General features: G+C 72.6%; 28 protein-coding genes and 4 tRNA genes. 16 read left to right on the top strand and 16 right to left on the bottom strand.

What is annotated here, in order from left to right; all coding sequences use genetic code 11:
• The first annotated feature begins 80 nt into the window (after window positions 1-80).
• Complete coding sequence (locus ASF78_RS06760) at window positions 81-1,454, top strand: FAD-dependent oxidoreductase (protein ID WP_056585924.1); 1,374 nt, start codon at window positions 81-83, stop codon at window positions 1,452-1,454.
• Between the two features lie 124 nt (window positions 1,455-1,578).
• Here ASF78_RS06760 and ASF78_RS06755 read toward each other — a convergent pair whose 3' ends face one another.
• Genes ASF78_RS06755 through ASF78_RS06745 form a run of 3 tightly spaced genes read right to left on the bottom strand, consistent with a single transcriptional unit; the run spans window position 1,579 to window position 4,066 of the window.
• Window positions 1,579-2,367 (bottom strand): amino acid ABC transporter ATP-binding protein, encoded by a 789-nt coding sequence (locus ASF78_RS06755; RefSeq protein WP_056585921.1) that lies wholly within the window; start codon window positions 2,365-2,367, stop codon window positions 1,579-1,581.
• On the bottom strand, window positions 2,364-3,230 hold the full coding sequence (locus ASF78_RS06750) for an amino acid ABC transporter permease (RefSeq protein ID WP_369816306.1): 867 nt from the start codon (window positions 3,228-3,230) through the stop codon (window positions 2,364-2,366). Before ASF78_RS06750 ends, ASF78_RS06755 begins: the two co-directional genes overlap by 4 nt.
• A complete protein-coding gene (locus ASF78_RS06745; RefSeq protein WP_056585917.1) occupies window positions 3,227-4,066 on the bottom strand; it encodes an ABC transporter substrate-binding protein in 840 nt (279 codons plus the stop codon). The genes ASF78_RS06750 and ASF78_RS06745 overlap by 4 nt, the downstream gene beginning before the upstream one ends.
• Before the next feature lie 106 nt (window positions 4,067-4,172).
• Between ASF78_RS06745 and htpX the strand changes: the two genes are divergently transcribed.
• A complete protein-coding gene (gene htpX / locus ASF78_RS06740) occupies window positions 4,173-5,057 on the top strand; it encodes a zinc metalloprotease HtpX (RefSeq protein WP_056585915.1) in 885 nt (294 codons plus the stop codon).
• A 13-nt stretch (window positions 5,058-5,070) separates the two neighbouring features.
• Here htpX and ASF78_RS06735 read toward each other — a convergent pair whose 3' ends face one another.
• A complete protein-coding gene (locus tag ASF78_RS06735; RefSeq protein WP_056585914.1) occupies window positions 5,071-5,577 on the bottom strand; it encodes a YajQ family cyclic di-GMP-binding protein in 507 nt (168 codons plus the stop codon).
• Between the two features lie 142 nt (window positions 5,578-5,719).
• Between ASF78_RS06735 and ASF78_RS06730 the strand changes: the two genes are divergently transcribed.
• A tRNA-Tyr gene (locus ASF78_RS06730) sits at window positions 5,720-5,801 on the top strand.
• A 76-nt stretch (window positions 5,802-5,877) separates the two neighbouring features.
• Window positions 5,878-7,983 (top strand): RecQ family ATP-dependent DNA helicase, encoded by a 2,106-nt coding sequence (locus ASF78_RS06725; protein ID WP_056588274.1) that lies wholly within the window; start codon window positions 5,878-5,880, stop codon window positions 7,981-7,983.
• A 7-nt stretch (window positions 7,984-7,990) separates the two neighbouring features.
• On the opposite strand, the gene ASF78_RS06720 is transcribed toward ASF78_RS06725, so the two are convergent.
• Both ASF78_RS06720 and ASF78_RS06715 read right to left on the bottom strand, forming a co-directional pair.
• Window positions 7,991-8,593 (bottom strand): isochorismatase family protein, encoded by a 603-nt coding sequence (locus ASF78_RS06720; protein ID WP_056585913.1) that lies wholly within the window; start codon window positions 8,591-8,593, stop codon window positions 7,991-7,993.
• A gap of 18 nt (window positions 8,594-8,611) precedes the next feature.
• Window positions 8,612-9,064 (bottom strand): hypothetical protein, encoded by a 453-nt coding sequence (locus tag ASF78_RS06715; protein WP_056585911.1) that lies wholly within the window; start codon window positions 9,062-9,064, stop codon window positions 8,612-8,614.
• 128 nt (window positions 9,065-9,192) lie between these two features.
• Here ASF78_RS06715 and ASF78_RS06710 point away from each other — a divergent pair.
• From ASF78_RS06710 to ASF78_RS06690, 5 genes are all read left to right on the top strand, one after another.
• Window positions 9,193-9,265, top strand: a tRNA-Thr gene (locus ASF78_RS06710).
• 49 nt (window positions 9,266-9,314) lie between these two features.
• Window positions 9,315-9,388: transfer RNA gene (locus tag ASF78_RS06705), tRNA-Met, on the top strand.
• 86 nt (window positions 9,389-9,474) lie between these two features.
• Window positions 9,475-9,645 (top strand): 50S ribosomal protein L33, encoded by a 171-nt coding sequence (gene rpmG, locus ASF78_RS06700; RefSeq protein ID WP_029290226.1) that lies wholly within the window; start codon window positions 9,475-9,477, stop codon window positions 9,643-9,645.
• A gap of 10 nt (window positions 9,646-9,655) precedes the next feature.
• The gene (locus ASF78_RS06695) at window positions 9,656-10,105 is read left to right on the top strand and encodes a MaoC family dehydratase N-terminal domain-containing protein (RefSeq protein WP_056585909.1); all 450 of its coding nucleotides are present in this window, start codon (window positions 9,656-9,658) and stop codon (window positions 10,103-10,105) included.
• Window positions 10,102-10,515 (top strand): MaoC family dehydratase, encoded by a 414-nt coding sequence (locus ASF78_RS06690; protein ID WP_056585900.1) that lies wholly within the window; start codon window positions 10,102-10,104, stop codon window positions 10,513-10,515. Before ASF78_RS06695 ends, ASF78_RS06690 begins: the two co-directional genes overlap by 4 nt.
• Here ASF78_RS06690 and ASF78_RS06685 read toward each other — a convergent pair.
• Window positions 10,508-11,575, bottom strand: coding sequence for a LacI family DNA-binding transcriptional regulator (locus tag ASF78_RS06685; RefSeq protein WP_056588271.1), 1,068 nt, complete (start codon window positions 11,573-11,575; stop codon window positions 10,508-10,510). The two genes, ASF78_RS06690 and ASF78_RS06685, sit on opposite strands and share 8 nt — an antisense overlap.
• A 115-nt stretch (window positions 11,576-11,690) precedes the next feature.
• Between ASF78_RS06685 and ASF78_RS06680 the strand changes: the two genes are divergently transcribed.
• The 3 genes from ASF78_RS06680 (at window position 11,691) to ASF78_RS06670 (ending at window position 15,598) form a co-directional block, all read left to right on the top strand.
• On the top strand, window positions 11,691-13,160 hold the full coding sequence (locus tag ASF78_RS06680) for an MFS transporter (RefSeq protein ID WP_369816316.1): 1,470 nt from the start codon (window positions 11,691-11,693) through the stop codon (window positions 13,158-13,160).
• A gap of 14 nt (window positions 13,161-13,174) precedes the next feature.
• Window positions 13,175-14,434, top strand: coding sequence for an MFS transporter (locus ASF78_RS06675; RefSeq protein WP_056588268.1), 1,260 nt, complete (start codon window positions 13,175-13,177; stop codon window positions 14,432-14,434).
• Between the two features lie 63 nt (window positions 14,435-14,497).
• The gene (locus ASF78_RS06670) at window positions 14,498-15,598 is read left to right on the top strand and encodes a UDP-N-acetylmuramate dehydrogenase (RefSeq protein ID WP_056588267.1); all 1,101 of its coding nucleotides are present in this window, start codon (window positions 14,498-14,500) and stop codon (window positions 15,596-15,598) included.
• On the opposite strand, the gene ASF78_RS06665 is transcribed toward ASF78_RS06670, so the two are convergent.
• The 9 genes from ASF78_RS06665 to ASF78_RS06625 all read right to left on the bottom strand — a co-directional run bounded on the left by ASF78_RS06665 (window position 15,520) and on the right by ASF78_RS06625 (window position 24,010).
• Entirely contained in the window at window positions 15,520-15,960 is a 441-nt protein-coding gene (locus tag ASF78_RS06665) for a GntR family transcriptional regulator (protein WP_056585898.1), read from the bottom strand. The two genes, ASF78_RS06670 and ASF78_RS06665, sit on opposite strands and share 79 nt — an antisense overlap.
• Window positions 15,957-16,889: a hypothetical protein gene (locus tag ASF78_RS06660; RefSeq protein WP_056585897.1), complete on the bottom strand. Its 933-nt coding sequence runs from the start codon at window positions 16,887-16,889 to the stop codon at window positions 15,957-15,959. The genes ASF78_RS06665 and ASF78_RS06660 overlap by 4 nt, the downstream gene beginning before the upstream one ends.
• 61 nt (window positions 16,890-16,950) lie before the next feature.
• Complete coding sequence (locus ASF78_RS06655) at window positions 16,951-17,970, bottom strand: adenosine deaminase (protein WP_082494825.1); 1,020 nt, start codon at window positions 17,968-17,970, stop codon at window positions 16,951-16,953.
• Window positions 17,967-18,662 (bottom strand): response regulator transcription factor, encoded by a 696-nt coding sequence (locus ASF78_RS06650; protein WP_056585895.1) that lies wholly within the window; start codon window positions 18,660-18,662, stop codon window positions 17,967-17,969. The genes ASF78_RS06655 and ASF78_RS06650 overlap by 4 nt, the downstream gene beginning before the upstream one ends.
• A complete protein-coding gene (locus tag ASF78_RS06645; protein WP_082494824.1) occupies window positions 18,659-20,200 on the bottom strand; it encodes a HAMP domain-containing sensor histidine kinase in 1,542 nt (513 codons plus the stop codon). The genes ASF78_RS06650 and ASF78_RS06645 overlap by 4 nt, the downstream gene beginning before the upstream one ends.
• Window positions 20,201-20,243: 43 nt before the next feature.
• On the bottom strand, window positions 20,244-21,005 hold the full coding sequence (locus tag ASF78_RS06640) for a MerR family transcriptional regulator (RefSeq protein WP_056585893.1): 762 nt from the start codon (window positions 21,003-21,005) through the stop codon (window positions 20,244-20,246).
• Window positions 21,006-21,052: 47 nt separating this feature from the next.
• Complete coding sequence (locus ASF78_RS06635) at window positions 21,053-21,889, bottom strand: ABC transporter permease (protein ID WP_056585890.1); 837 nt, start codon at window positions 21,887-21,889, stop codon at window positions 21,053-21,055.
• Window positions 21,886-22,743: an ABC transporter ATP-binding protein gene (locus tag ASF78_RS06630; RefSeq protein WP_056585889.1), complete on the bottom strand. Its 858-nt coding sequence runs from the start codon at window positions 22,741-22,743 to the stop codon at window positions 21,886-21,888. The genes ASF78_RS06635 and ASF78_RS06630 overlap by 4 nt, the downstream gene beginning before the upstream one ends.
• 7 nt (window positions 22,744-22,750) lie before the next feature.
• The gene (locus ASF78_RS06625; protein WP_056585887.1) at window positions 22,751-24,010 is read right to left on the bottom strand and encodes a pyridoxal phosphate-dependent aminotransferase; all 1,260 of its coding nucleotides are present in this window, start codon (window positions 24,008-24,010) and stop codon (window positions 22,751-22,753) included.
• A 205-nt stretch (window positions 24,011-24,215) separates the two neighbouring features.
• Between ASF78_RS06625 and ASF78_RS06620 the strand changes: the two genes are divergently transcribed.
• From ASF78_RS06620 to rplK, 4 genes are all read left to right on the top strand, one after another.
• Window positions 24,216-24,288: transfer RNA gene (locus tag ASF78_RS06620), tRNA-Trp, on the top strand.
• Between the two features lie 151 nt (window positions 24,289-24,439).
• On the top strand, window positions 24,440-24,727 hold the full coding sequence (secE, locus tag ASF78_RS06615; protein ID WP_056585885.1) for a preprotein translocase subunit SecE: 288 nt from the start codon (window positions 24,440-24,442) through the stop codon (window positions 24,725-24,727).
• 109 nt (window positions 24,728-24,836) lie between these two features.
• Window positions 24,837-25,649: a transcription termination/antitermination protein NusG gene (nusG, locus tag ASF78_RS06610; RefSeq protein WP_056585883.1), complete on the top strand. Its 813-nt coding sequence runs from the start codon at window positions 24,837-24,839 to the stop codon at window positions 25,647-25,649.
• A gap of 82 nt (window positions 25,650-25,731) precedes the next feature.
• Complete coding sequence (rplK, locus tag ASF78_RS06605; RefSeq protein WP_055912123.1) at window positions 25,732-26,163, top strand: 50S ribosomal protein L11; 432 nt, start codon at window positions 25,732-25,734, stop codon at window positions 26,161-26,163.
• Window positions 26,164-26,288 lie beyond the last annotated feature (125 nt).

Raw genomic sequence — 26,288 nt, 5'->3', positions numbered from 1 at the left:
ACGGTGCCGTCGGTCGTGCACGCACCCGGCCTGACGCACCTCCCCGCAGGGCTCCCCTGATCGGAAGGCACCCGCGTCCCGTGAGCACCCCGACTCTGCGAGTGGCCGTCGTCGGCGCAGGCCCGGCCGGCATCTACGCCGCCGACATCCTGTCGAAGACCGACCTCGACGTCAGCATCGACCTCTTCGAGCGCCTGCCCGCGCCGTTCGGCCTCGTGCGTTACGGCGTCGCGCCGGACCACCCGCGCATCAAGCAGATCATCGTGGCCCTGCAGAAGGTCCTCGAGCGCGGCGACATCCGCCTGCTGGCCAACGTCGACTACGGCACGGACCTCAAGCTGGACGACCTGCGCCAGTTCTACGACGCCGTCATCTTCTCGACGGGCTCCATCCGCGACGCCGCCCTGCCGGTGCCGGGCATCGACCTCGAGGGCTCGTACGGCGCCGCCGACTTCGTGTCCTGGTACGACGGGCACCCGGACGTCCCGCGCACGTGGCCGCTGGACGCCCAGCACGTCGCCGTCCTCGGCGCCGGCAACGTCGCGCTCGACGTGGCCCGCATCCTGGCCAAGCACGCCGACGACCTGCTGCCCACCGAGGTCCCCGCCAACGTGTACGACCTCCTCAAGGCGTCGCCGGTCACCGACGTGCACCTGTTCGCGCGCCGCGGCCCCGCCCAGGTCAAGTTCTCCCCGCTGGAGCTGCGCGAGCTGGGTCACGTCCCGGACGTCGACGTCATCGTCTACCCGGAGGACTTCGACTTCGACGAGGGGTCGATGGCGGCCATCCACTCGTCCAACCAGACCAAGCAGGTCGTCAAGACCCTCACGGACTGGACGCTGAAGGAGCCGGAGGAGAACACCGCGAGCCGACGCATCCACCTGCACTTCCTGCACAAGCCGGTCGAGATCCTCGGCGAGGACGGGCGCGTCGTCGGCGTCCGCACGGAGCGCACCGCGCTGAACGGCGACGGCAACGTCACGGGCACCGGCCAGACGCACGACTGGCCCGTGCAGGCCGTCTACCGCGCGGTCGGCTACTTCGGCTCGCCGCTGGTGGACATCCCGTTCGACGACGTGGCGGGCGTGATCCCGAACCGCGAGGGCCGCGTGGTCGACGTCGACGGCGACCAGCTGCCGGGCGTCTACGCGACCGGCTGGATCAAGCGCGGTCCCGTCGGCCTCATCGGCCACACCAAGTCGGACGCGTCGGAGACCATCCGGCACCTCGGCGAGGACGTGGCCGCGGGCGGCGAGGCGTTCTACACCGCCACCGACCGTGACCCCGAGGCCGTCACCGAGTTCCTGCACGGCCGCGGCGTCGACGTCATCACCTGGCAGGGCTGGGAGCTCCTCGACGCCTACGAGCGCTCGCTGGGCGAGCCGCACGGCCGCGAGCGCGTGAAGCTGGTCCCGCGCGACGAGATGGTGTCGATCTCGCTCGGCCGCTCCTAGCACCACCCGCAACGTCCGAGGAAGCGGCCGCTCTGGCGCTCACTTCCTCGGACGTTGCTGTTCCCGGAACTGGTGCGTCCGAGGAAGTGGTTGCTCCAGCGCTCACTTCCTCGGACGTCGGTGCTTACGGGCCCGTGATGCGGCGCAGGAACTCGCGCGTGCGCTCCTGGCGGGGGTTCTCCAGCACCTGTGCGGGCGTGCCGCGCTCGTGGACCCGACCTTCGTGCAGGAAGCAGACCTCGTCGGCGACCTCACGGGCGAAGCCCATCTCGTGGGTCGCGACGACCATGGTCAGCCCGGTCTGCTTGAGCTCGGTCAGGAGCGAGAGCACCTCGCCGACGAGCTCGGGGTCGAGCGCGCTGGTCACCTCGTCGAGCAGCATGACGGCGGGCTTGGCGACGAGGGCGCGGGCGATCGCGACGCGTTGCTGCTGACCGCCGGACAGCTCGTCGGGGAAGGCCTGCGCCTTGGCGGCCAGGCCGACGCGTTCCAGCACGGCCAGCGCGTCGGCCCGCGCCTGCTCGGGCGACGTCTTGTGCACCAGCCGCGGCGCGAGGGTCACGTTGTCGATCACGCGCAGGTGCGGGAACAGGTTGTAGGCCTGGAACACCATGCCGATCCGGGCGCGCACGGCGTTGGCGTCCAGGCGCGGGTCGGTGATGTCCTGCCCCTCCAGCTCGATCACGCCGTCGTCGACGTCCTCGAGCAGGTCGATGCACCGCAGCAGGGTGGACTTGCCCGAGCCGGAGGCACCGATGAGCACGACGACCTGGTGCGCGTGGACGTCGAGGGAGAGGTCGTCGAGCACGACGTGGTCACCGAACGCCTTGCGGACCCCGCGCACGGACAGCAACGGGCGTCCGAGGCTCGGGGGGTGCCGCAGGCTCGGGTCCTTCAGGCGTCCCGGGCTCATCGCAGCGCCCCGCCGCCGGCGAGCGTGCTCTGGGCCCCGACCCAGCCGGAACGTCGTGCGAGCACGTCGGTGAACCGCGTCAGGGGGATGGTCAGCGCGACGAACAGCACCCCGGCGACGACGTAGGGCGTGAAGTTGGCGTAGCGCGCGGTCTCGATCTGGGCGGCACGGACGGCGTCGATGGCCCCGAGGATCGAGATGAGCCCGGAGTCCTTCGACAGGGCGACCAGGTCGTTCAGGAGCGGCGGGACGACGCGCCGGACCGCCTGGGGGAGCACCACGTGCCGCATCGCCTGCGCGCGGGTCAGCCCGAGCGAGCGGGCGGCGGCGACCTGGGACGGGTGCACGGACTCGATGCCGGCGCGGAACACCTCCGCGACGTACGCGGAGTAGGTGAGCACGAGCGCGAGCGTGCCGAGCGCGACGGCCGACGTCGGGACGCCCTGCAGGCGCAGGCCCGGCAGCCCGAACCCGACGAGCAGGAGGACGAGGATCAGGGGCAGGCCGCGGAACACGTCGACGTACCCGGTGGCCAGCGCCCGGACGGGGAAGAACACCGGCCCGCGCAGGGTGCGGGCGAGCGCGAGGCCCATCGCGACGATCACGATGAGGACCGCACTGACGGCCATGACCCGGATGTTCAGCCAGAGGCCCTGGAGGATCGCGGGGAACGACTCCTGGGCGACCTCCCAGTCGAAGAACGACGCCTTGACCCGCGGCCACCCGGGGGAGGACGTGAGCGCGAGGACGGCGACGGCGACGAGCGCGACCGTCGAGACGACGGCCACCGCGGTCGACCGCTGGGCGCGGCTGCGGCGGTAGGCGTCCCGCTCCTGCTGGCGCTCGGAGGGCACCCAGCTCACTGGAGGACCGGTGCACCCGCGGCGTCGGTGAGCCACTCCGCCTCGAGGTCGCCGAGGGTGCCGTCCTCGCTCAGGGCGTCGACCGCGTCGCTGACTGCGGCGGTCAGGGCGCTGCCCTTGTCCAGCACGAGCCCGAACTGGTCGCCGCCGGCGCTGTCCGGCAGCTGGCCCAGCAGGATCCCGCCGTCGAGCTCCGCCGCGGTGATGTACAGCGCGGTAGGCAGGTCGACGACGATCGCGTCGACCAGCCCGGCGGTCAGGGCCTGCTTGACCTGGTCGTTGTCGTTGAACGGCGACACCGGGGTGGTCGGGTCGATGGTCTCCTGGGCGGCGGTGAGGCTCGTCGTGCCCACCATCGCGCCGATCTTCAGGGCCTTCAGGTCGGCGAGCGTCGTCGCTGCCGCACCGGCCGACCCCTCGAGCGTGACGACTGCCTGCGAGGTCGTGTAGTAGGGCGACGAGAAGTCCAGGTTGGCCTTGCGCTCGTCGCTGATCGACACCTGGTTGATCGCGAAGTCGAAGTCCTTGGCGCCCGGCGCGATGATCTGGTCGAAGCTGGCGACGGTCCACTCGACGTGGTCCTTGTCGAAGCCCAGCTGGTCGGCCACCGCGTACGCCACGGCGGACTCGAAGCCCTCCCCGTTCGTCGGGTCGCTGTCGACCACCCAGGGCTCGTAGGCGGGGTCGGAGGTGGCGATCGTCAGGACGCCGTCCGTGACGGTGGGCAGCGAGCCGTCCGTCGCGTCGTCGGACGTGCCGGCGTCGTCGGTCGGTGCGCAGGCGGCGAGGGCGAGGGCGGCAAGGGCGGCGAGGGTGGTCCAGCGGGCTCTGCGCACGGCGTGCTCCGGGGTCTCGGGGTGGCGTGGGGGTCAGGATACGAGGGAACCGGTGCGCGACCGCGAGCGTTCCACCGGTGCACAGGAGTCACGAGAGAGAGCACCCATGGGTCACCGGCACTACAACGGCTTGAAGACGGCAGCGCTGTTCGGCGTGATGTGGGCCGTCCTGCTCGGCATCGGCTGGTTGCTCGGCCGCGGTAGCCCGAGGTTCCTGCTGCTGTTCACGGCGATCGGCCTCGTCGCGACGGCGTACAGCTACTGGAACTCCGACAAGATCGCGATCCGCGCGATGAAGGCCCGCCCGGTCAGCGAGATCGAGCAGCCGGCGATGTACCGCATCGTGCGCGAGCTCTCCACCGCCGCGCGCCAGCCCATGCCGCGGCTCTACGTCTCGCCGACGGTCGCACCCAACGCCTTCGCGACGGGCCGCAACCCGAAGAACGCCGCGGTCTGCTGCACCGAGGGCATCCTGCAGATCCTCGACGAGCGCGAGCTGCGCGGTGTCCTCGGCCACGAGCTCATGCACGTCTACAACCGGGACATCCTCACGTCCTCGGTGGCCGCTGCGGTCGCCGGCGTGATCACGTCGCTCGCGCAGTTCGCGCTCTTCTTCGGGGGCGGCAGCGACCGTGACCGCGGCGGCAACCCCATCGCCGGCCTGCTGCTGGCCATCCTCGCGCCGCTGGCCGCGATGATGATCCAGCTCGCGATCACCCGCACGCGCGAGTTCGACGCCGACGAGGACGGCGCCCGGCTGACCGGCGACCCGCTCGCGCTGGCGTCCGCGCTGCGCAAGCTCGAGCAGGGCACCAGGGCGCGTCCGCTCCCGCAGGACCGCGAGCTGGTGGACGTGTCGCACCTGATGATCGCGAACCCGTTCCGCGGCGCCGGCCTGGCCCGCCTCTTCTCGACGCACCCGCCCATGGCCGACCGCATCGCCCGCCTGCAGGCCCAGGCGGGCCCGCAGGACGGCATCTCGCGCTACTGAGTCGCCGGACGGCTCAGCGGTAGTTGGTGAACTGCAGGTCGGCGTCGACGTCGGCGCCCTTGAGCAGCGCGATGACCGTCTGCAGGTCGTCGCGGCTCTTGCCGGTCACGCGCAGCTCGTCGCCCTGGATCTGCGTCTTGATGCCCTTGGGCCCCTCGTCGCGGATGATCTTGGCCACCTTCTTGGCGGTCTCGCTGCTCAGGCCCTCCTTGATGAGGGCCTCGAGGCGGTACTCCTTGCCGGACGGCTTCGGCTCGGGGCCGTCGTCACCGCCGGTGTCCAGCGACTTCAGCGAGATGCCGCGGCGGATCAGCTTGGTCTGGAACACGTCGAGGACCGCGAGCACGCGCTCGGACGAGTTGGCGATCATCAGGATCTTCTCGCCGCTCCACGCGATCGACGCGCCCACGCCCTTGAAGTCGTACCGCTGGGCGATCTCCTTGCCGGCCTGGTTGAGCGCGTTGTCCACCTCCTGGCGGTCGACCTTGCTGACGACGTCGAACGAGGCTTCGCTCGCCATGGCTCTCCTCCTGCTGCCCACGGTTCCGTGGGACTGGTCGCTGGGGCGTTTCGCTAGCACCGCCCGGGTGTTGCTATCCTTCCACCCGCACGCTGCACGCGCGTTCGCCCCTGAGGCGTCGGCTCGTTCGGCGGGCATCCCCGGCGGGTTACCCGAGTGGCCAAAGGGGGCTGACTGTAAATCAGCTGGCAACGCCTACGGGGGTTCGAATCCCTCACCCGCCACGTTGTGACCACGACCCCGGACCCTGCGGTCCGGGGTCGTGTCGTTGGTGTGGGCGAGGGCTGGCAGGGTGGGCGCGTGCAGCAGACCACCCGCAGTACCACCCGTGCGTCGGCTCTTGCCGTCCTGCGACGCCTCGTCGGCAACCCCGACGCCGACTTCCACGACGGTCAGTTCGAGGCGATCGAGACGCTCGTCGACGACCACCGACGCGCGCTCGTCGTGCAGCGCACCGGGTGGGGGAAGTCGGCGGTGTACTTCGTCGCGACGATGCTGCTCCGGGAGCGGGGAGCCGGTCCGACGGTGCTGGTGTCCCCGCTGCTCGCCCTGATGCGGGACCAGGTCGCCGCCGCGGAGCGTGCCGGGGTGCGTGCGGTGGCGATCAACTCGACCAACGCCCACGAGTGGGACGAGCTGCTGGCGCGGCTCGCCGCGGACGAGGTCGACGTGCTGCTCGTCTCGCCCGAGCGGCTGAACAACCCCAGGTTCCGGGAGGAGCAGCTACCCGCCCTGGTCCAGCGCCTCGGCCTGCTGGTGGTCGACGAGGCGCACTGCATCAGCGACTGGGGTCACGACTTCCGCCCGGACTACCGCCGCCTGCGCGACCTCATCGCGACGATGCCCGCGGGAGTCCCGGTGCTGGCGACGACGGCCACGGCGAACAGCCGGGTGGTGGCCGACGTCGCGGAGCAGCTGGGCACCGGCGGCACGGACGGCGTCCTGACCATCCGCGGGCCGCTCGCGCGCGCGTCGCTGCGTCTCGGCGTCCTGCGGCTGCCCAGCGCCCGCGCCCGGCTGGGGTGGCTGCTCAGCCACCTGGGGGACCTGCCGGGTTCCGGCATCATCTACACGCTCACGGTGGCCGCCGCGCAGGACACCGCGCGCCTGCTGCGCGAGGCGGGGCACGACGTGCGCGCGTACACGGGCCAGACCGACCCGGCCGACCGCGAGGCCGCGGAGGCGGCGCTGAAGGCCAACACCGTCAAGGCGCTGGTCGCCACGAGCGCGCTCGGCATGGGCTTCGACAAGCCCGACCTCGGCTTCGTGCTGCACCTCGGGGCGCCCTCGTCGCCCGTGTCGTACTACCAGCAGGTCGGACGTGCCGGCCGCGCGACGGCGAGCGCCGACGTGCTGCTCCTGCCCGGCCCCGAGGACCGGGACATCTGGCAGTACTTCGCGACGGCCTCCATGCCCGACGAGGACCGGGCACAGCGCGTGATCGCCGAGCTCTCCGAACGACCGCTGTCGACCCCGGCGCTGGAGGCCCGCGTCGACGTCCGGCGCACGCCCCTGGAGCTGCTCCTCAAGGTGCTCGACGTCGACGGCGCCGTCCGTCGCGTCCAGGGCGGGTGGGTGTCCACCGGGCAGCCGTGGACCTACGACGCCGAGCGGTACGCGCGCATCGCGGCGGCCCGTCAGGCCGAGCAGGAGCACATGCTCGAGTACGAGCGGACGGACGGCTGCCGGATGGAGTTCCTGCAGCGCAGCCTCGACGACGAGACGGCCGCCCCGTGCGGGCGCTGCGACTCGTGCACGGGCGCCTGGTACCCGGAGGGCATCGCCGAGGGCGCGGCAGCGTCGGCGGAGCGGTCGCTGGACCGGGTCGGGGTGCCGATCGAACCGCGAGCACAGTGGCCCGTCGGTGCCGACCGGCTCGGCCTGCCGGTGCGCGGCAAGATCGGCGAGGGGGAGCGGGCCGTCGAGGGCCGGGCTCTCGCGCGGCTGACCGACCTGGGCTGGGGGACCGCCCTGCGCGACGTCTTCGCAGCCGGTGCGGCCGACGCCCCGATCAGCCCCGCGATGCTCCAGGGCTGCGTGCGGGTGCTGGCGGAGTGGGGGTGGGACGAGCGGCCGACCGCCGTCGTCGCGCTGCCGTCGCGGCGTCACCCGCTGCTGGTCGACTCCCTGGCCCGCGGGCTCGCGGAGATTGGCCGGCTGCCCTACGCGGGTGCCCTCACGCCTCGCGACGGCGGCCCCGCCGGCGGGCCGGGCGGGAACAGCGCGTTCCGTCTCGCGGGCGTCTGGGGACGTCTGGACGCGTCCGGCCTGGCGCTCCCGGGCGGACCGGTGCTGCTCGTCGACGACCTGGTGGACAGCCGCTGGACGATGACCGTCGCGGCGCGTGAGGTGCGGCTGGCGGGGGCGTCGGCGGTGCTGCCGTTCGCGCTCGCGCTGCGCGGCTGACGGGTGCTCAGGCGGGCGCGTCGCTCGTCGTCAGGGCGACGCCCCGCTGCGACAGCCGGGCGACGGCGTGCAGGGTCGTGGGCAGGGCCACGGCGGCCGTGAGGTCGAGCAGGACGGTTGCCGCGAGGCCCGCCGCCCGGGCGTCCGACGCGGTCGCCGCGACGCAGTGGTCGGTGGCCAGGCCGACGACGTCGACGTCGGTCACCCCCGCCTCGGCCAGGACGCCCGCGAGCGGGGTGCCGCCGGCCCCGACGACCTCGCCCTCGAACCCGGAGTAGTCCTGGCGGCCCTGCCCCTTGCGGACGTGCACGGTGCGCTCAGGAAGCCGCAGGTCCGGGTGGTACCGGGCGCCGGGCGTGCCGGCGACGCAGTGCACCGGCCAGGTGGAGACGTAGTCGGGCTCGGCGCCGACCGCGAAGTGGCCGTCGTTGGTGTCCGGGAGCGGCGCGTGCCAGTCCCGCGTCGCGACGACCACGGCGTACCGGTCGGCGTGCTGGGCGAGGTAGCCGGTCACGGCGCGGGCGACGGCGTTCCCACCGCTGACGGCGAGCGCGCCGCCCTCGCAGAAGTCGTCCTGGACGTCGACGACGATCAGTGCCCGGGTGCCCATCCGACCATCATGCGCGGTTCAGGCGCCGCAGGTGTAGGTGCCCTCGGTCACGGAGACGGTGCTGCCCTCGTACAGGGTGTCGAACATGCCTGCGTCCTGGGCGGTCGCGAAGACGACGCCGACGCCGAGCGGGTCCGCGAAGCCCGTGAGGCCGGCCAGCTTCTCCTCGGTCCCGCTCTGGCAGGCCGGGTCCCAGGGGAGGGTCTGGTAGCCCAGCGCGGACAGCGAGTCGATCGCCGGCTGGAGCGCGGTGACGTCGCCTTCGCCGGTCTCCACGATCTCGGTCCAGACGACGAAGAACGGCTCGGTCGTCGTGGTCGGGTCGATCGCGGTGGGCCATGCGGGCGTGGTCACCTCGGCGGTGGCATCCGGGGCGTCGTCCTCGCCCCCGCCGCCGGTGCAGGCGGCGGTGCTGAGCAGGGCGGCGGAGAGCGTGAGGGCAGCAACGATGCTGCGTCGGGTCTGGCGCATGGGCCGGATCGTGGCACGTGCGGAGCGGAGCGGACCATGAGATGAATCGTTTAGGCAACGCGCCGCCCGATCGCTCGTCGCAGCCGATTTCGCGAGCACCCCACAGCCCGTGTAACCTTGCTCGCGCTGCCCCGATAGCTCAGTCGGCAGAGCGTCTCCATGGTAAGGAGAAGGTCAAGGGTTCGATTCCCTTTCGGGGCTCTGTGGTGTGTTCGGGGTGCGGCTCAGGTCGCACCCCGGCATCACCCGAGGCGGGGTAGCTCAGCTGGTCAGAGCGCACGACTCATAATCGTGAGGTCGCGGGTTCGAGCCCCGCTCCCGCTACATCCCAGTGACATACCTGCGCGTCGGCCGGCGCGCAATGACAAGATCGCATGCATCCCGTACCGGGTGCGAGAGGTGGCAAGACCATGGCCAGCAAGAGCTCGGACGTCCGTCCGAAGATCACGCTCGCGTGCACGGAGTGCAAGGAGCGGAACTACATCACCAAGAAGAACCGTCGGAACGACCCCGACCGTCTCGAGATGAAGAAGTTCTGCCCTCGCGACAACCGTCACACCCTGCACCGCGAGACCCGCTGACCTCGGACCGATGCCGGTCGACGTCGGTTACGCGGGTCGTCAGTACCCGCCGACCGCTGCCTACGAGGTAGGCCGCCAGAAGCTGCAGGAGTTCGCCGACGCGGTCGGCGCCTCCCACCAGGCCCACACGGAGCCGTCGGTGGCGCGCACGCTCGGGTATCCCGACGTCATCGCGCCGCCGACGTTCGCCGTCGTCGTGGCCCAGCGGGCAGAGGCCCAGCTGTTCGAGGACCCCGCCGCGGGGATCGACTTCAGCCGCGTCGTGCACGCCGACGAGCGCTTCACGCACCACCGTCCCATCCACGCGGGCGACCGCCTGGTGACCGTGCTGCACGTGGACTCGATCACCGTCCGCGCCGGGCTCGCCATGATCACGACCCGCGCCGAGATCTCGGCCGAGGACGGCGAGCCGGTGTGCACCGTCGTCTCCACGCTCGCCGTGCGCCCGGAGGAGTCATGACCGACGCCCTGACCGTCGGCGACGAGGTCGCCCGCCGCGAGATCACCGTCGACCGCGCCCGCCTCGTCCGGTACGCCGGTGCGAGCGGGGACTTCAACCCCATCCACTGGAACGACCGCGTCGCCACCTCGGTCGGCCTGCCGGGCGTCATCGCGCACGGCATGTGGACGATGGGTGCGGCGTCGAGCGTCGTCGCCGACTGGATCGGGGACCCCGGTGCGGTGCTCGACTACCAGGTGCGCTTCACGCGCCCCGTCCCCGTGCCGGACCCCGGTGCGGCGACGATCGAGGTGACCGCCGTCGTCGGCGCTCTCGACCCGGACGCCGGGACCGCGCGCATCGACCTCACGGTCGCCGTGGACGGTGTCCGCGTGCTCGGCAAGGCCCAGGCGCTGGTCCGCCTCAGCTGACGTCGGGCGCCGGCCCGGTCGTCGTCCCGATCCGCAGGGTCACGGGCAGCTCGCGTGTCGACGGCCCTGCCCCGGACAGGAAGTCCTCGACGGCGTGCCCGACGGCGGCGCCCTTCTCGGCGAGGGGCTGCACCACCGTGGTGAGCACGTCGGGGGCGAGCCATGGCAGGTCCAGGCCGTCGAACCCGCTGACGGAGACGTCCTCGGGCACCCGGAGGCCGAGCTCGCGCGCCGCGAGCACGACGCCGGAGGCGAGCAGGTCGGACTGGCAGGCGATGGCGGTGGGGCGGTCGGCGCCGGTCAGCAGCGCCACCCCCGCGCTGCGGCCGTGCTCGACCAGCGACGCCGGGGTGGCCCAGATCGCCACGGGCGTCACGCCGGCGTCTGTCACGCCGGCCAGGCGTCGGCGGGTGATCTCCCAGGAGAGGTGGTCCATCTCGTCCGGCGAGACGAGGCCCTCGCCGCGGCAGCGGTCGAACGGGAGCGTCACCGTGGCGATCCGGGTGTGCCCGAGCTCCAGCAGGTGCTCGGTGGCCTGACGCATCCCGCCGCGGTCGTCGATGCCGACGGAGGCCACGTCCGGGGCGTGCTGCCCCTCGACGAGCACGGTCGGTGTCCCGCGCCGACGCAGCGCACCGAGCATCGGGTCGTCGGTGGTGCCGCCCCACATGATGACGGCGACGTCCATGGCGGCGGTCTCGAGGAGCGGGTCGACCGCAGGACCGCTCGGGTCGCTCGAGCCGGGGATCAGCAGGACGCCCAGGTCGAGCGGACCGAGGGTGCTGACGAGGCCGTCGAGCACCTGGATCGCGACAGGGTCGCGGAACGACCGGCGCAGCGAGTCCCCGACGACGACGCCGACGATCCCGGACCGCCCGCGGCGCAGCTGGCGCCCGAGGGGGTTGGGACCGGAGTAGTCGAGCGCGGCTGCGGCGTCCAGCACCCGCTGACGGGTCGCGGCCGCGATCGGCCCGGCGCCGGAGAAGGCGAGCGAGGCGGTCGACACCGAGACGTGCGCGGCGGCGGCGACGTCGGCCAGGGTGGGGCGTTGCGGAGACAGGGTCGGACCTCCGGTTCGGCGTCGCGGGACCGCGGGGGACGCGACGCGCGGGCAGCGCGCACAGGTTTGACGCAGCGGCCAGCGTACCCGCAGAATGAAGCCGTCCCTCAAATCGATTCGACATGACCCGACGGCGCACGATCGAATCGATTCGATACGGAAGCCAGAACGATGGAGCGAGCCCGTGCGCCACCCCGCCCCTGCCGTGAGTCGAGCCCGCTGGCTCCTCATGGGCCTCTTCGCCCTCACGGGGATCACGTTCTCCAGCTGGCTGGCGCGGATCCCCACGGTCCGCGACCTGCTGGACCTGTCCACGTCCGAGCTCGGCCTGCTGCTCCTCGTCGGCTCGGTGGGCGCCCTGCTCACCGTCACGGTGTCCGGTGTCCTCGTGCAGCGCTTCGGCAGCCGGGTCGGGATCGTCGCGTCGACCGGCGTGCTCGCCGCGGCGCTCGTCCTCATGGGCGTCGGCCCGACCGTCGGCTCGGTCGCCCTGCTCGGCGTCGGCATCTTCCTCAACGGCGTCGCGGTCGCGCTCGGCAACGTGCCGCTCAACGTCGAGTCCGCCCGCGTCGAGCGCGCGATGGGCCGCACCGTCATCCCGCAGTTCCACGCGGCGTTCTCCATCGGGGCCGTGGCCGGCTCGGCGCTCGGCGCGACGGCGTCGCACCTCGGCATCTCGGTCGCGGTGCAGTTCACCGTCGTCGCGCTGCTCGCCGTCGTCTGGCGCCTCGCATCGCTGCGAGGCCTCGTCCTGCCGGACTCGGTGGGCGACCGCCCGCGGACGCCGAGCCGCGCACTTCCCGGCGCCGTCACGGTCGGACGTCGTCGCCGCATCGCCACCGCCCTGGACTCCTGGCGCGAGCCACGCACGCTCCTGATCGGCGTCGTCGTCATGGCCGCCGCCCTGTCCGAGGGGTCCGCCAACGACTGGCTGTCGCTCGCGGTCGTCGACGGGTTCGACCAGACCGAAGCGGTCGGCGGCGCCATGCTCGGGGTGTTCGTCGGCGCGATGACCCTCGTCCGGCTTCTCGGTACGCGCCTGATCGACCGGTTCGGCCGCGTGGACGTGCTCCGCGTCTCGGGGACGGTGTCGATCGTGGGGCTGCTGCTGTTCGGGTTCGCGCCGACGTTCGCGCTCGCCGGTGTCGGCATCGTGCTGTGGGGGTTCGGCGCAGCCCTCGCGGTGCCGGTGGGCATCGCGGCGGCGTCGGACGACCCGATGCGCGCCGCCGGCCGCGTGGCGGTCGTGTCGTCCTTCGCGTCGGTGGCCTCCGTCGCGGCACCGCCGCTGCTCGGGATCGCCGCCGCGTCGACGGGCGCCCGGCACGCCCTGGTGCTCATCGTGGTGGCCATGGTCGCGAGCGTCCTGCTGGCGGGCCGGGTCGCGCCCGAGCGGGCGTCGATCGAGGATGCGCCCGAGCGTCATGACGACGACGAGCCGCTCACCCACCTCGCCGACGCCGACCCCGACCCGTACGCCGCGATCGAGGCCCGGCACGCCGACCACGTCACTGCCCGCACCCGTTCCCTCCGGCGCCGCCGATCCCGTGCGCGTGCCCTGACCACGAGACGGACGACATCATGAGCACCGGAGGGCCGATGACGACGCCAGCGGGACACGACGACGAGCTGACCACGAGCGCGCCCGGACGCGTCTCGCGGTCCGTCGAACGGGCGTCGATCGCCGTGTTCGCGGTCTTCTTCCTCAACGGGTTCAACTTCGCCACCTGGGCCGCCCGGCTGCCCGCCATCCGCGACGGTCTGGACTTCTCGCCCGCGCAGATGGGGCTGCTCCTGCTGGTCGGCTCCGTCGGGTCGCTCGTCGCGCTGCCGCTGTCCGGGATGGTGGTCGAGCGGCTCGGTGCCCGGCGCACGGTCCTGGCGTTCGCGTGCCTGAACGCGAGCGGCCTGATCGTGGCCTCGGTCGGCGTCGCGCTCGGCGAGGTCCTCGTCGTCGGGTTCGGTCTCGTCATGTTCGGTGTGGGCACGGGCGTCTGGGACGCGTCGATGAACGTCGAGGGTGCCGTCGTGGAGCAGCACGTCGGCCGCACCGTGATGCCGCGCTACCACGCCGGGTTCTCGTTCGGCACGGTGGCCGCCGCCGGGATCGCCGCGATCGCCGCCGCCCTGCACGTGCCGGTCGTCGTGCACGTCCCCGTCGCCGTGGTCCTGTCGGTCGTCGGGGTCGCGTTCGCGGTGCGCGCCTTCCTCCCGATCGTCGACGAGCCCGAGGTGCAGCAAGGGGACGAAGGCACCACACAGCACAGCAGGAAGGGCGCCAGGGGCGCGCTCGCCGCCTGGCTGGAGCCGCGCACGCTGCTCATCGGCCTGGTCGTCCTCGCCGCCGCGCTGACCGAGGGCTCCGCGAACGACTGGGTCAGCCTCGCGGTCGTCGACGGCTTCGACGTGCAGGACGCCGTGGGTGCGGTCGCGTTCGCCGTCTTCGTCACGGCGATGACCGCCATGCGCTGGTTCGGCACCACCCTGCTCGACCGGTACGGCCGCGTGACGGTCCTGCGCCTGTGCGCGGCACTGTCGCTCGTGGGCCTGCTGGTCTTCGGCCTCGCGGGCCCGCTGTGGCTCGCCGTGGTCGGCATCGTGGCCTGGGGTGCCGGTGCCGCCCTCGGGTTCCCCGTCGGCATGAGCGCCGCCGCCGACGACCCGCTGCGCGCCGCAGCCCGCGTGAGCGTGGTCTCCACCATCGGCTACAGCGCGTTCCTCGCCGGCCCGCCGCTGCTCGGCCTGCTCGCCCAGCACGTCGGCTACCGGCACGCCCTGCTCGTGATCATCGTCCCGATCGTGCTCGGTCTGCTCGTCGTCAACGCCGCCGCGCCGCTGAAGAAGACGGCCCAGGGTTAGCCTGGGCGCGTGCAGACAGAGCTGAGCGCGGCCGACTGCTCGCCGGCGACCGTCCCCCCGACGATCACCTGGCCGGCCCGGACCACCCCCTCGTCCACCCTCGCGGAGCTCACGACGCTGCGGGTCGGCGGGGCGCCGCGACGGTACGTGGAGACGACGACCGAGGCCGGGCTGGTCGACGCGGTCCGCGCAGCCGATGCCGATGGCGAGCCGCTGCTGGTGCTCGGCGGCGGGTCGAACCTCCTGGTCGCCGACGCGGGCTTCGACGGGGTCGTCGTGCGCGACGTGCGCAGCGGCATCGAGGTGCCCGACGCATCCGCGTGCGCCGGTGCCACGCTGACCGTCCCCGCCGGGACGCCCTGGGACGACGTGGTCCGGTACGCGGTCGAGCAGGAGCTGACCGGGATCGAGGCGCTGTCCGGCATCCCGGGTTCCACGGGCGCGACACCGGTGCAGAACGTGGGTGCGTACGGGCAGGAGGTGTCGCAGAGCATCGCGACCGTCCGGGTCTGGGACCGCGGCCGCGGCAAGGTCCGCACGCTCCCGCTGGTCACCCTGGCGTTCGGGTACCGCACCTCCCTGCTCAAGCGCTCGATGCGCGGCGCCGACCCGGCCGACCCGCAGGCCCCCTGGTCGCCGACCCCCCGCTACGTGGTCCTCGACGTGACGTTCCAGCTGCGCCCCGGCACGCTGTCCCGACCGATCGCCTACGCGGAGCTCGCCCGCACGCTCGGGGTCGAGGTCGGCGAGCGGGCCCCGCTGGCCGACGTCCGCGACACCGTGCTGGCCCTGCGCGGCCGCAAGGGCATGGTGCTCGACGCGGCCGACCACGACACGTGGAGCGCGGGATCGTTCTTCACCAACCCGTTCCTCGGCGCCGACGCCGCTGCTGCGCTGCCGGACGACGCGCCGCGGTTCCCGGCCGACGACGGACGCGTCAAGACCAGCGCCGCCTGGCTCATCGAGCGGTCCGGGTTCTCCCGCGGCTTCGGTGCCCCCGGTCCGGCGAGCCTGTCGACGAAGCACACCCTCGCGCTGACGAACCGCGGGGGAGCGAAGTCCGAGGACCTGCTCGCCCTCGCACGTCAGGTCCGCGACGGCGTCCGGTCGACCTTCGGCGTGGAGCTCAAGCCCGAGCCCGTGCTGGTGGGCGTCACGCTCTGACGCCCGAGCAGGGCGCCGTGCACCAGCACGAGCGCCTCGTCGTCGGTCAGCCCGGCGGCCCGCACCGCCGACACGTACGTCTCGGCGGCACGGCGCGCGAGGTCCGTCGGCACCGACGCACCTTCGGCGATGACCGTGCCCGCGCGGCGGCGGGTCTCGACGACACCGTCGGCCTCCAGCTCCCGGAACGCCCGCGCGACCGTGCCCGCGGCCAGCCCCAGGTCCGTGGCGAGGGCGCGGATGGTCGGCAGCCGGTCCCCGGCGACCAGACGACCGGCCGCGACGTGCGCGACGACCTGCGCGCGGATCTGCTCGAACGCAGGGACCCCGGACGTGAGGTCGACCTCCAGCGCCGCGGTCATGACGCGTGCTCCTGCGCCGCAGCCTCGACGACCGGCTGCCCGGGTGAGCCCTCGCCCTGTGGACGGGCGGCGGACCGACCGGCGACGACCGCCGCCGTCAGGGCCACCACGATCGCGATGACCACCCCCGCGTCGGCGACGGCCACGACGGTCGGGTCGCCGAGCGCCACACCGTCGACCGCGCCCCCCTGGGTGCCGCGCAGCGCCCGGCTCGCGACACCGAGGCAGCCCGCGAGCGTCCAGCCGAGGACCAGCTGCGCGCCACCGAGGACCCGTCGTGCCGAGAGGCGGCGCAGGGCGGTGTCGTCGCCGGCGGACGTGTCGCTCACCGCGGGGCGACGCGCCACCAGGAGCAGGACGGCGACGCAGCCGACCAGCAGGACCGCGACGGCGAGGACGAGCCAGCGCCCGTAGAACGAGCCGGGGAAGGGGCCCGCCGCGCTCGTCACGTCCGGACCGTGGCGCCACGGCAGGGCGCGCCCGTCATCGGTCGCCACCGCCGCGCACAGGGCCAGGAGCGTGAGGAGTGCCACCGACCAGCCGAGGACGAGGACGCCCAGGCCGGTCGGTGTGATCTCCCGGAGCCCGCGCCGGGCCAGCGCGGCTCGGCGGACGACGCCGGTCGGCCGCGGCCAGGTGAGCTCCCCGACGGCGTGCACAGCCAGGAACGCCGCGCCGCCGGTCGCCGGGAGCAGTCCCATGGAGAGGCCGACCGCCAGGCCGGACAGCTCCGGGACGACGGCGACGAGGACCAGCGTGGGAGCCGCCACGAGAGCCGTCCAGGCGCTCGCGGTGACGCGACCGGCGTGCCGCGCGGCCGTCAGCCACGCGACGGACGGACTGACGGGGCCGACCGTGCGGGTCGGCCGCAGGGCCATGCCGATCGTGGCGGCGATCGCCACGAGCACGAGGAGGACCAAGCCGGACATCGACGCTCCTTTGTATCAATCAGTCAATGTATTGACACAATGACTCAGGATCGGCCGCCGGTCAAGCGGCCAGCCAGGCGTCGATCCCCGCGAGCAGCCGCGCCCGCACGTCGTCCGCCGCGCGGCTGGCCCGGACCGACGCGCGTGCGAGCTCCGCGAGCTCCTCGTCGGCGAACCCGTGCACGTCACGGGCGATCACGTACTGGTCCACCAGGCGCGAGTGGAACAGCAACGGGTCGTCGGCCCCGAGCGCCACGGTCGCCCCGGCTGCCACGAGCGCGCGCAGCGGGACGTCGTCCGTCGACGCGTACACCCCGAGGGACACGTTCGACGCGGGGCACACCTCCAGCGCCACACCCTCGTCGACCACCCGCTCGAGCACCCGGGGATCCTCCGCCGAGCGCACCCCGTGCCCCAGCCGGTCCGGGCGCAGGTTCCCGACCACGTCCTCGACGTGCGCGGGTCCCAGCAGCTCGCCACCGTGCGGCACGGACGCCAGCCCCGCCGCCCGGGCGATCGCGAACGCCGGCGCGAACTCCGACGTCTCGCCCCGCCGCTCGTCGTTGGACAGCCCGAAGCCGACGACCTGCCCCGGACCGTCGCCCGCGTGGTGCGCGGCCAGCCGGGCGAGCGTGCGCGCCTCCAGCGGGTGCCGCATCCGGGACGCCGCGACGATCACGCCGACGTCCACCCCCGTGTCCACCGACGCCTGCCGGGCCGCGTCCAGCACGATCTCCAGGGCGGGCGTGATGCCGCCGACGAACGGGGCGTAGGACGTCGGGTCCACCTGGATCTCGAGGCGGCCCGACCCCTCCGCGGCGTCGTCCTGCGCCGCCTCCGCGACGATCCGCCGCATGTCCGCCTCGCTGCGCACGCACGCCCGCGCCGCGTCATAGAGGCGCTGGAACCGGAACCAGCCGCGCTCGTCGGCCGGCACGTGCAGCGGGTCGGCGTCGAGCAGGGCGGCCGGGAGCCGGATGCCGTGCGTCGCCGCCAGGTCGGCCAGCGTCGAGACCCGCATCGAGCCCGTGAAGTGCAGGTGGAGGTGAGCCTTCGGCAGGAGGCTCAGATCTCGGGTCACACCCCAGCCGTGCTCGTGGTGGTGGTCGCGTCGATCAACCGGTAGCCGACGCCCCGGACGGTGTCGAAGTGCTCGGCGCCCACCTTCCGGCGCAGGTACCGGACGTACACGTCGACGACGTTCGAGCCCGGGTCGAAGTCGAAGCCCCACACCTCCGACAGCAGACGCTCGCGCGTCAGGACGTCGCCGGGGTGACGCAGGAAGGTCTCCGCCAGCGCGAACTCCCGGGCCGACAGGTCGACCTCCTGGTTGCCGACCTTCATCCGGCGCGTCCGCAGGTCCAGCTGGAGGGCGCCGTGCTTGAGCACCGTCGCCTCGCCCGGTGACACGCCCTGCGCCCGCAGCCGCAGCCGGACCCGGGCCAGCAGCTCCTCGAAGCGGAACGGCTTGGCCATGTAGTCGTCGGCCCCGGACTCCAGGCCCGTGACGGTGTCCGTGACCGACGACCGGGCCGTCAGCACGATCACGGGGACGGTCTCGCCGGCGGCGCGCAGCCGGCGCAGGACCTCGAAGCCGTCGATGTCGACGAGCCCGAGGTCCAGGATGAGCAGGTCGACGTCGCCGGACTGCACGCGGGTCAGCGCCTCTTCGCCGGAGGTCACCGCGCTCGTCTCGAAGCCGGAGGCACGCAGGCCCTTGGCGACGAACGCGGCGATGCGTTCCTCGTCCTCCGCGATGAGGATGTGCGTCATATGTACTCCACCAGCTCCGTGACAGGTTGGGGTCGTCCGTCCACGAGGTCGACGGCCGGCAGGTCAAGCACGAAGACCACGCCGGAGCCGACGTTAGCCGGTGGATGCTCCACGAACACACGTCCGTGGTGGGCGTGTGCGATGGCGGCGACGATCGGCAGCCCCAGCCCGGCACCGTGCGAGATCCGGTCGGCCTGCCCGCGGTGGAACCGCTCGAAGATCCGGTCGGTCTCCTCGGGTGGCACGCCGGGTCCCTCGTCGCGCACCCAGAGCAGCAGCCGGTCGCCCGAAAGCTCGCTGCCGAGCCGCACCGTGGAGCCCGGCGCCGAGTAGCGGTGCGCGTTCGCGAGGAGCTGGAGCCACGCCTGGGTGATCCGCTGGGCATCGAGCAGCACGACCACGTCCGCCCGTGAGGCGACCACCCACCGGCGGTCACCGAGGCCTCGTGCCTTGTCGTGCACGTCGTCCGTCAGACGGCCGACGTCGGTGGGGCCGAGCCGCACGAAGTCCGGCCGGTCCGCCGTCGCGAGCGTCATGAGGTCGTCCACGAGCCGCTGCATGCGGTCCAGCTCGTCCAGCGCGAGCGCCTGCGTCGCGCGGACGTCGTCGGGGTCGTCCGCGTCGACCAGCTCGAGGTGCCCGCGCACGATCGTCAGGGGAGTGCGCAGCTCGTGCCCGACGTCGTCGAGGAGCTCACGCTGCGACCCGAACGCGCGCTCCAGGCGGTCGAGCATCGCGTTCACCGTGCGGGCCAGGTTGGACAGGTCGTCCTTGCCCGTCACGGTGATGCGCTCCGAGAGGTCGGACTCCGTGATGCGGCGCGTGGTGTCCCGCAGGAGCCGGATCGGTCGCAGGAGGCGGCCGACGACGAACCACGCCACGACGGAGATGGCCGCCAGGGCGGCGAGCCCGACCGCGGTGTAGGTCAGGAACGTGCTGCGCAGCCCCGACATCTCGGCCGACCGGTCGAACGCGCCGACGAACAACCCGGCGCTGGGGTCGCCGTTCATCAGGACCGGGACGGCGATCAGGCGGTACTGCGTCAGGGACGTGGTGACCGTCCGCGGCACCGCCGGGCCGTCGGGGGGGAGAGCAGCGAGGACGGCGACGAGCTCGGGATCCTCCGCCAGCCGCACCGACCTCGTCTCGGGAGCGGGCTGCTTGTGGAGCTTGCCGTCGAGCAGGGTCACGACGCCCTCGTTCTTGCCGGGCACGCGGGAGCGGATGCCTTCGATGAGCACCTCGGCCACGCTGGTGAACGGCTGGCCGGTCTCCGGGTTCGCATTGGCCTCGACGACGCGCAGCGCGGCGACGGTCCGGGACAGGGAGTTGTCGATGCGCTCGTCGGTCTCCGCCGCCTGCAGCGCGAACGCCGTCCCGCCGGCGATCATCACCGTCAGGGCCGAGAGCACCACCACGGCGGTCAGCAACCGGGCGCGGACCGTCAGGTGCGCCAGCGTGCGCTGGTAGGCGGGGATGGCACCCGTCGTCGCGCCGGTGAGGTCGGCGCGGCGACCGGCGCTGGCGCTGCGGGACATGGACGCAAGTATGTCCGTCGCGCACGACGATGCGCAGGTGCTCTCAGTCCAGCGACCGCAGGAACGACCACAGGTGCCCCTCCAGGTCGTACGCGCTGTACACCCGGTACCCGTAGTCCTGGTCCACCGGCTGCTGGCGGACGTCGACGCCGGCCGCGACCGACCGCTCGTGGTGCGCGTCGACGTCGTCCACCAGCACCGCGATCGAGGAGGTGGTCGCGCCGACCGTGCGGGGCGAGGCCAGCCGGTACGACTCCTGCTCCGGGTGCAACCAGATCACGCCGTCGCCGGCGTGCACCTCGCCGTGCACCGCGCGACCGTCGCCGTCCCGCACGAGCTCGCCCGGCAGCAGCCCGAACCGCTCGACCAGCCACGCGTGCGCCGCGCCGATGTCGGCGTAGACGAGCAGGACGATCCGTCGCTGCGCGGGCGGGTCGAGCAGCGTCAGCTCCTCGACGACCGCGAGCAGGTCCGCGCCGCCCGCAGCCAGCGCACCGGCGACCCTCGACCGCAGCCGGGCCGTCGCGTCGAGGCGCGCGTCGAGCGCGACCAGGTGGGCCTCCAGGGCCGACGTGAGGTCCCACGCGGGGTCGTCGAGCACGCGCCGGACCTCGGCGAGGTCCATGCCCAGCCGGCGCAGGAGGCTGACGCGGTACAACCGTGCCTCGTCGGCCGCGTCGTAGATCCGGTGCCCTGCGGGACTGCGGCCCGACGGGGTCAGCAACCCGATCTGCTCGTAGTAGTGCAGCGTCCGCACCGTCAGCCCGGTCGCGGTCGCCAGCTCGCCCACCCGATGTCCTGTCATGCGACCGACGCTAGGACCTCACGCGGCGTCAGGATCAAGGGCTCGGCTCAACCGTCGTCGCGACGCTGCCAGCGGAACGTGCGGACCCCGACGACGAGGGCGGCGACCGCCCACACGAGCAGGACGACGGCGGTCGCCCCGTGCTGCCACGACCCGCTGACCTCCCACGACTCCGCGCTCGGCGGCAGGAAGACCGACCGCATGCCCTGCGCCATCCACTTCAGCGGGAACACCGACGCCACCTGCTGCATCCACGTGGGCAGGTCGTTGAACACGAAGAACACCCCGGAGATGAACTGCAGCACCAGGACGATCGGCGTCACGACCGCGCTCGCGGACCTGCCGGAGCGGGGGACCGAGGAGAAGGCGACCCCGCAGAGCGTGCCCGTGGCCGTACCCAGCACGAACACCCACGCGAACGTCGCCCAGGCCGTCGCGGTCGTGGGCAGCGCGACGCCGAACATCAGCGCCGCGGCTGTCAGCAGCAGCGCTGTCTGGACCACGGAGGTCACGAGCACCTCGCCGATCTTGCCCAGGAAGAACGCGGACGGAGGCAGCGGGGTGCCGCGCAGGCGCTTGAGGCCACCCTCGTCACGCTCGACGGCGATGGAGATGGCGAGATGCTGGAAGCTCGACAGCATGATGCCCGTGGCCAGCATCCCGGGCAGGAAGTACTGCGCGAACGGGATCCCCGGCGGCGGGCCGACCGTCGCGCCGTCCTGGCCGAACACCGTCGCGAAGATCGCGAGCATGATGATCGGGTACGCGAAGATGAAGACGACCGCGTCGCGCTCGCGGAAGAACGTCCGGACCTCGTAGCCGGTCCGCGCGGCCCCGAGGCGCAGCACGCCGGGAAGCCGCGTCCGCGTGTCGACGTCGCTCATGCCTCGGCCCCGTCGATCAGGCTCAGGTACACGTCCTCGAGCGTGGGGCGCAGCACCTGCAGCCCGGGCACCTCGCCGCCCAGCGCCGCGGTCAGCTCGACCACGGTCTGCGTCGGGGTGTCGGTGCGGACCTCGTGCGTCTGCCCGTCTTGCGTCCAGCGCACCACGGCCTGTCGCGCGGTCCGCCCCCCGAGGTCCGCCGGTGCGCCCTGCGCCACGACCTGCCCGTCCCGCACCACCACGACCCGGTCGGCGAGGCGCTCGGCCTCCTCCAGGTAGTGGGTCGTCAGCAGGATCGTCGTGCCGTCGGCCGCGAGCGACTCGACCAGGTCCCAGAACGAGCGCCGGGCCTGGGGGTCGAAGCCGGTGGTCGGCTCGTCGAGGAACAGGAGCTCGGGGCGCCCGACGATGCCGAGCGCGACGTCGAGCCTCCGCCGCTGCCCACCGGACAGCTGGCGCGCTCGGGTCCGCACCTTGTCCTGCAGGCCCACGGACGCGATCACCTCGTCGGGGTCCCGGGGATCCGGGAAGAACCGCGCGAAGTGCCGGACCAGCTCCGCGACCGTCGCCTCGGCGAGGTCGTTGTTGCTCTGCAGCACGATGCCCAGGCGGGAGCGCCAGGCGCGGTCGCCGTCCTGCGGGTCCTGCCCGAGCACCCGCACCTCTCCGCCGTCGCGCGACCGGTAGCCCTCGAGGATCTCCACGGTCGTCGTCTTGCCCGCGCCGTTGGGGCCGAGGATCGCGACGACCTCGCCGTGCCCCACGTGCAGGTCCAGGCCGTCGACCGCCCGCTTCTCGCCGTAGACCTTGCGGAGCCCCGTGACCTCGACGGCTGCGTCTTTCGGGGGAGGCATCGCCGGACTACTCGGCCTCGGCCAGCAGCGCCTGGATCCGGGTGACGCCCTCGACCAGGTCGGCGTCGCTCAGCGCGTAGGACAGCCGCAGGTACCCGCTCGGGCCGAACGCCTCACCGGGCACCACCGCGACCTCGGCCTGCTCCAGGATCAGGGTGGCCAGCTCCGCCGACGTGCGCGGCGTCACGCCCCGGATCGTGCGGCCCAGCACGCCCTCGACGGACGGGTAGACGTAGAACGCCCCCTCGGGTGCGGGGATCCGCACGCCGTCGATCTGCGACAGCATCTCGACGATCGTGCGCCGGCGCCGGTCGAACGCGGTCCGCATCTCCTCGACGGCGGCGAGGTCGCCCGTGAGCGCGGTGATCGCGGCCCGCTGCGACACGTTCGCGACGTTCGACGTCAGGTGCGACTGCAGGTTCGTCGCGGCGGTGATGACGTCGGCCGGGCCGATCATCCAGCCGACCCGCCACCCCGTCATCGCGTAGGTCTTGGCGACGCCGTTGAGGACGATCGTCGTGTCCGCCAGCTCCGGCACCGCGCGAACGATGGGCGTGAACACCGCGTCGTCGTAGGTGAGGTGCTCGTAGATCTCGTCGGTGATGACCCAGACTCCGTGCTCGAGGGCCCAGCGGCCGATCGCGGCGGTCTGCTCGGGCGAGTACACCGCACCGGTCGGGTTGGACGGCGAGCAGAACAGCAGCACCTTGGTGCGCGGCGTGCGCGCGGCCTCGAGCTGCTCGACCGTCACGAGGTAGCCCTGGTCGACCCCCGCGAACACCTCGACGGGCACGCCGCCCGCCAGCCGGATCGCCTCCGGGTAGGTGGTCCAGTAGGGGGCGGGGAGCAGGACCTCGTCGCCCGGGTCCACGATCGCCGCGAACGACTGGTAGACCGCCTGCTTGCCGCCGTTGGTGACCAGCACGCTCGACGGCTTCACCTCGTACCCGGAGTCGCGCAGCGTCTTCGCGGCGACCGCCTCCCGCAGCGCCGGCAGTCCCGCGGCGGGCGTGTAGCGGTGGTTGACCGGGTCCTTCGCCGCGGCGATCGCGGCCTCGACGATGTAACCGGGCGTCGGGAAGTCGGGCTCCCCGGCGCCGAAGCCGATCACGGGGCGACCGGCGGCCTTGAGCGCCTTGGCCTTGGCGTCGACCGCCAGCGTCGCGGACTCGGCGATCGCGGCCAGTCGGGCGGACACACGGGCACGGGGAGGGGTCTGCTCGCTCACGGGGCCATAGTGGCAGAGGTCACGTCCGCCGGTGCCCATCGATGTCGGGGAGTGATATCGGTGGGTTTCACGCCGCCTCGAGGACGGTTCGACCCATCGGCGCTCGTCGCGTACAGTGGACCCCCGGCGGTTGACGTCCGCCATGATCAGCCGTGCCCCGGAGAACTCCGGTAGCTGCACGGACCCCCTCCGGGTGGTGTCCGTCGGTGTCGCGCGGGTCCGGTCATGGAGGCCAGACCGCCGTAGGGCAGTGGCGCAATTGGTAGCGCAGCGGTCTCCAAAACCGCAGGTTGCAGGTTCGAGTCCTGTCTGCCCTGCGCACGCGTCTGGTTCTCCGGGTTCGCCCGGTGGTCCAGGAGAAGCGAGCAGGACCGCCGGTCGGTCCGGCGCGACGCGTCGGCCCGTCCGTTCGCCGATTTCCGCACGGAACTCGGCTCGACGAACCATCACGAGACGTAGGGGCCAGACGTGAGCGAAACAGCACCGGCTGCGGCGTCCGACGCCGAGGGTTCGGCGGCACGCCCGTCGACGTCCAAGGCCGCCCGCAAGGGCGAGTCCCGTGGCGGACTGTTCGCGCGCATCGCGCTCTTCGTCCGCCAGGTCGTCGCGGAGCTGAAGAAGGTCGTCCGACCCACGCGGTCGGAGCTGATCACCTACACGAGCGTCGTCCTGGTGTTCGTCGCGGTGGTCATGGCCTTCGTCACGGTGGTCGACCTGGGCATCGGCAAGCTCACGTTCTGGGTCTTCGGAGGCTGACACCGCGCGGGGCTCCGGCTCCGACGAACGAGGATGTCGCCCCACCTGGGTCGAGCACACATCGCACCGGCACGCCGGGGCGCACACGCAGGAGAAAGCAGGTTCGCACGTGTCGCAGGAGTCGCAGGAGCCCACCACGGGCGCCGAGGCGGAGCTCGAGGACGCCATCGCGTCGGTCGAGGCCGTCGAGTCGTCGGCCGTCGAGGACGCCTCGTCCGAGGACGTCGTCGCCGACGCCACCGAGAGCGACGAGCCGGCCGACGAGGGTGCTGAGCCTGCCGCCGACGAGGCCGAGGAGGCCGAGGACGAGCCCGACGTCGAGGAGGACCCGGTCGCCGCGTTCAAGGCGCAGCTCCGGAGCCAGCTCGGTGACTGGTACGTCATCCACTCCTACGCGGGCTACGAGAACCGCGTGAAGGCGAACCTCGAGAACCGTCGCCAGAGCCTGAACATGGAGGACTACATCTTCGCGGTGGAGGTCCCCATGGAAGAGGTCGTGGAGATCAAGAACGCGCAGCGCAAGGTCGTCAAGCGCGTCCGGATCCCCGGGTACGTCCTGGTCCGCATGGACCTCACCGACGAGTCGTGGGGCGCCGTCCGGCACACGCCGGGCGTGACCGGCTTCGTCGGCCACACGCACCAGCCCGTGCCGCTGACGCTCGACGAGGTCTTCTCGATGCTCGCGCCGTCGCTGGAGCCCAAGCAGCCGACCACGGCCGCGGGTGCCGCGAAGGCCGCGTCGCAGATCAAGGTCGACTTCACCGTCGGCGAGTCGGTCACCGTCACGGACGGCCCGTTCGACACGCTGCCCGCGACGATCTCCGAGATCAACGCCGAGAACCAGAAGCTCAAGGTCCTCGTCTCCATCTTCGGCCGGGAGACCCCGGTCGAGCTGTCCTTCAGCCAGGTCGCCAAGATCTGACTGACGCTCCCCGCGCTGCGGGCGAGCACTGCAACCGGGTCATCGCCCACGGCGTCGGCCCACGACACGAACGGATGTAGCAATGCCCCCGAAGAAGAAGGTCACCGGCCTGATCAAGCTCCAGATCAAGGCCGGCGCGGCCACTCCTGCGCCGCCCATCGGTCCGGCACTGGGCCAGCACGGCGTCAACATCATGGAGTTCTGCAAGGCGTACAACGCGGCCACCGAGGCGCAGCGCGGCAACGTCATCCCCGTGGAGATCACGGTGTACGAGGACCGCTCGTTCACCTTCATCACGAAGACGCCGCCGGCCGCTGAGCTGATCAAGAAGGCCGCCGGTGTCGCCAAGGGCTCCCCGACGCCGCACACCGTGAAGGTCGCCACTCTCACCAAGGCGCAGATCAGCGAGATCGCGAGCACCAAGCTCGAGGACCTCAACGCGAACGACCTCGCCGCGGCCGAGAAGATCATCGCCGGCACGGCCCGCTCGATGGGCATCAAGGTCGAGGGCTGACCGGAGTGTGAGCGAAGGTCAGACCGAGAAGAAGGAACCTCGGGCTGACCGACAGCACGACACAGTGGGCCGAGTCCGGCTCGCTGAGACACATGTGGAAGGGCCTGAACAGCCCGACTGACCAC

This window comes from Cellulomonas sp. Leaf334 (assembly GCF_001424195.1).
Taxonomy (GTDB): Bacteria; Actinomycetota; Actinomycetes; order Actinomycetales; family Cellulomonadaceae; genus Cellulomonas.
Note: the sequence above shows the minus strand (reverse complement) of the source record. Positions and strands in the feature narration are given on the sequence as shown.